Genomic DNA, 4,035 nt, shown 5'->3' on the forward strand with positions numbered 1-4,035 from the left:
GTAATGGCCTTGCTGCTCGTTGAGGCGGTCGCGCAGGGTCTCGTGCTGGTCGCGGTGGCGCTCCAGGGTTTCGGCCAGGGCGTGGCCTTCGGTGTGGAGTTCGCGGAAGCGGGTTTCGTGCTGGGCCAGGGTGGCGCGGTGGGATTGCCAATGCTCGTCATACTTCCGCCAGCGCAGGGCCAGCAATTGCTCCTTGTGGCGGCGCTCCTCGTCCTTGAGCGCGACGTATTTCTCGGCCTTCTTCGCCTGCCGCTTGAGGCTTTCGATCTGCTTCGCCACCTCGTCCCGCACATCGCGCAGGCGGTCCAGGTTTTCCTGGGTGTGGCCCATGCGCTGCTCGGTCTCGTGGCGGCGCTCCTTGTATTTGGAGATGCCGGCGGCTTCCTCGATGAGTTCGCGCAGTTCCATGGGCTTGGCTTCGATGAGCCGGGAAATCATGCCCTGCTCGATGATGGCGTAGCTGCGCGAGCCTAAGCCGGTGCCGAGGAACAAATCGGTGATGTCCTTGCGGCGGCAGCGGGTGCCGTTGAGGAAATAGGCGGATTGGCCGTCCCGCGTGACTTGGCGCTTGAGGGCGATTTGCGGGTACTTGGCGAATTCGCCCGGCGCCTTGCCCTCGCCGTTGTCGAACACCAGTTCCACCGAGGCCAATCCCACCGGCTTGCGGGTGCTGGAGCCGTTGAAGATCACATCGGCCATGCTCTCGCCGCGCAGGTGCTTGGCGGAGCTTTCGCCCATCACCCAGCGCACGGCGTCGAGGATGTTGGACTTGCCGCAGCCGTTCGGGCCGACGATGCCGACCAGGTTGCCGGGCAGGGGGATGGTGGTGGGATCGACGAAGGACTTAAAGCCCGCGAGTTTGATTTTTTCGAGGCGCATTTATTGGGAGAACAGCGGATGTCCGGGTATGTACGAGTGAGGGGGGAAGTTGCGTGGTCTGGCGGGCGGCGGGAACCGGCAGCTATTATACCCGACTAAGCTACGCTCACTTTTTGGCGTCCAAGGCTCAAGTCCATAGGATGGGTGGAGGCGCACCACAAATGTGGCGGCAGGTTTCTAATCGGTTTCCGTGCGCCGGAACCCATCGTTCCGGGTCGGGCGACATGATGGGTTTCGCTGCGCTACACCCATCCTATGAATCCATGAATGTTCAACCGCTGTTTATAACTTTCCATGTCAACCACACCTACCAAAGACCTCGAAACCTTCGAGAACCCCCAACCGGGCCGCGACTACACCATCCGCATCGACGTGCCCGAATTCACCTGCCTCTGCCCCAAGACCGGCCAGCCGGACTTCGCCACGCTGCTCATCGAGTACGTGCCGGAGAAGCTGTGCGTGGAGTTGAAATCCTTGAAGCTCTACGTCTGGTCGTTCCGGGACGAGGGCGCGTTCCACGAGGCTGTGACCAACCGCATCCTTGACGACCTCACTGCCGCCACGCAGCCGAGATTCATGCGGCTGACCGCCCGCTTCAACGTGCGGGGCGGGATTTACACGACGGTGGTGGCGGAGCATCGCGCCCCGGCGTGGCAGGCCCCGGCGGTGGTGAATTTGCCCTGATTGGGGAGCAGCAAAGACCGACTCGGTTTCTGAAAACCGAGTCGGTCTAAGCAACGCGATTTAATTGGCTGAGGCTTGCATGGTGGCTTGGGCCATGGCGAAGAATGCGGAAGCATCCTCGCGGGTAGCGAATTCCACCTCCCCGCAGGCCGGACAATGCCAGCCGTCCACCATTGGAATAGTGGTGATGGCCTGCCCCTGAAAATCGCGGGTCACGTCGCGGATGGCTCGTTCCATTCCGGCGGTGCCGCAGCTGCCGCATAAGCGTGGTTCGGTTATGGCTTATTTCTCCTTGAACTGGATAACGACCGCGACGTCTTTCAGAGTCAGCTTGATATAGGCGATTTTGCCCGCTGGCGTCGGCGCGTGGTAAACGTCCTGCCAAATCTTGCGGTTGGCGTGGGGCTTGAAAGCCCGTCCGTTCTACGATGGCCTGAGTATCGCTCAAGCGGTAATGGGGTGTGCGCGTTTGCATGTCGACCAAATTAATGGATTCCGTTGATTGCGGCAAAGTCGGATCGGCATGAGTCTTCAGTCTTGAATTTGAATTCGGCACCGCAGCCTACGCCTAAGCACTTCTACGTATTTGCCCCAAGCCCCGTTCTGTAAGCTAATAAGCCCCGCATCCCGGCCCGCCGGGTCGGGATCCGACCCACACAAACCGAGAAGAGGCATGTCCATGGATCAGGAACCACAACAGAGAGATAACTTCTGGATTTATATCGGCGCGATCATCGTGGCCGCGATTGTTGGTGTTTTTCTGCTGAAAGGCCGGGAAATGCAGAGCGTTCCCTATGAGGCTTACCAGGAAACGAAGTCCCAGGTGGAGCGCCAGATGCAGAACGCCAAGCCGTAAGGAGTGCGGCGGACGCCGCCTTCAAGGCGGATGGAGATGAGGAGACAAGGAAACCCGGCTTTGGCCGGGTTTCTTTTTGTCTGAGATAAGTGCTTTGGAACGGCGCGGCCTGGATCAGGCCACCCAGCGCGCCCGATGGGCTTCCGCCCGAAACCCCCAGCTCCAGGCGAAAAACCACAAATTCCGCATGGTAGCTGGCGCCGCTTTCCCGCAGGCATTATTTGCCCTAGTTTTCATCCATGGGCCTCCTTAATCTCGGACCAGCTCACAAGGCGCGGGGGCAGCGTATTTACCGGGACGTAGAGTCTGATAAAACCCGGACACTGGTCAATAACAACAAAAGTGAGGCGCACAACCATGAAAACCGATTTAAGATTAGGCATCGACCTGGGCGGCACCAAGATCGAGTTAATCGCCTTGGACCCCAGCGGCAGGGAACTGCTGCGCCGCCGCGCCCCGACGCCGCAAGGCGATTACGCGGGCACGCTGGCCACCATCCGGGACTTGGTGGCCTTCGCGGAAACCGAGTTGGGCCGACGCGGCACGCTGGGCATCGGCACGCCGGGGGCCATGTCCCGGGCCACGGGGCGGCTCAAGAATTCCAACTCCGTCTGCCTCAACGGCCAGCCCATCGTCGAGGATTTACAGAAATTATTGGAGCGCCCGGTGCGCGTCGCCAACGACGCCGACTGCTTCGCCCTCTCGGAAGCCACCGATGGCGCGGCGGCGGGGCAGGGCGTGGTGTTCGGGGTGATTCTCGGCACCGGCGTGGGCGGCGGGGTGATTGTTCATGGCCGACCCTTGCAAGGCCCGAACGCCATCGCCGGGGAATGGGGCCACAACCCGCTGCCCTGGCCGCAGCCGGACGAACTGCCGGGACCGGCCTGTTATTGCGGCCATTCCGGCTGCATCGAGACCTTCCTGTCGGGGCCGGGGCTGGCGCGGGATTACGCGACTCACAAGGGCCACGAATTGGCCGGGCCGGACATCGTGGCGCGGGCGGCGGCGGGCGACGCGGATTGCGAGGCCACGCTCAGGCGCTACGACGACCGGCTGGCGCGGGCCTTGGCCCACGTCCTCAACATCCTGGACCCGGACGCGGTGGTCTTGGGCGGCGGCTTGTCCAACTGCGCCCGGCTGTATGAAACGGTGCCAAAGTTATGGGGACGCTATGTCTTTTCCGACCGCGTGGACACGTTGCTGCTACCGCCCCGGCATGGCGATTCCAGCGGCGTGCGCGGGGCGGCTTGGCTGTGGGCATGAGATGCGCGTTGGGTTGGGCGACGGCAAGATGGGAATAACATTCCTGCAAGGGGCGCTATCCCGCGCCGAACGAAGGGCAGAAACTAGCGAGGTCAGGAACAGTAAGCCTATGAGCAACGCCGAGCGATGGGTGCTGATCGTCGATGCCAGCCCGGCGGGCCGGGCGGAGATACGGCGGGGGGCCGGTGGGGCTTATCGCTGCGTCGAATCCGACGCGACGCGGGAGGCTGTGCGGGCTTGTCTGGCGCGGGAGGACGCCCCGCCCGATTGCCTGATGCTTGCCCATGCCCCGCCCGAATGCGATGCCCCGGCGGCGCTGGGCGGGGTCGATGGCTGGCCTTGCCCGGTGGTGG

The 4,035-nt window shown here is 62.6% G+C and carries 6 protein-coding genes and 1 pseudogene; 4 read left to right on the forward strand and 3 right to left on the reverse strand.

What is annotated here, in order from left to right; all coding sequences use genetic code 11:
• Window positions 1-879: chromosome segregation SMC family protein (locus tag ACXWUF_RS19865; protein ID WP_458496316.1), on the reverse strand; the 879-nt coding region annotated here is incomplete at its 3' end.
• A gap of 294 nt (window positions 880-1,173) precedes the next feature.
• Between ACXWUF_RS19865 and queF the strand changes: the two genes are divergently transcribed.
• The gene (gene queF, locus ACXWUF_RS19870; RefSeq protein WP_458496317.1) at window positions 1,174-1,563 is read left to right on the forward strand and encodes a preQ(1) synthase; all 390 of its coding nucleotides are present in this window, start codon (window positions 1,174-1,176) and stop codon (window positions 1,561-1,563) included.
• A 60-nt stretch (window positions 1,564-1,623) separates the two neighbouring features.
• Here queF and ACXWUF_RS19875 read toward each other — a convergent pair whose 3' ends face one another.
• Together ACXWUF_RS19875 and ACXWUF_RS19880 are read right to left on the reverse strand one after the other, a co-directional pair.
• On the reverse strand, window positions 1,624-1,842 hold the full coding sequence (locus tag ACXWUF_RS19875) for a YgiT-type zinc finger protein (protein WP_458496321.1): 219 nt from the start codon (window positions 1,840-1,842) through the stop codon (window positions 1,624-1,626).
• Between the two features lie 3 nt (window positions 1,843-1,845).
• Window positions 1,846-1,959, reverse strand: a pseudogene (locus ACXWUF_RS19880) (type II toxin-antitoxin system MqsR family toxin); the annotation flags it as partial.
• A gap of 283 nt (window positions 1,960-2,242) precedes the next feature.
• On the opposite strand from ACXWUF_RS19880, the gene ACXWUF_RS19885 reads away from it, so the two are divergent.
• The 3 genes from ACXWUF_RS19885 to ACXWUF_RS19895 form a co-directional block, all read left to right on the forward strand.
• A complete protein-coding gene (locus ACXWUF_RS19885) occupies window positions 2,243-2,419 on the forward strand; it encodes a hypothetical protein (RefSeq protein ID WP_458496318.1) in 177 nt (58 codons plus the stop codon).
• 357 nt (window positions 2,420-2,776) lie between these two features.
• The gene (locus ACXWUF_RS19890) at window positions 2,777-3,682 is read left to right on the forward strand and encodes an ROK family protein (RefSeq protein ID WP_458496319.1); all 906 of its coding nucleotides are present in this window, start codon (window positions 2,777-2,779) and stop codon (window positions 3,680-3,682) included.
• Between the two features lie 109 nt (window positions 3,683-3,791).
• Window positions 3,792-4,035 (forward strand): hypothetical protein (locus ACXWUF_RS19895; protein ID WP_458496320.1); only part of this gene is annotated, 244 nt, incomplete at its 3' end.

It is taken from the genome of Methylomagnum sp., from assembly GCF_054333355.1.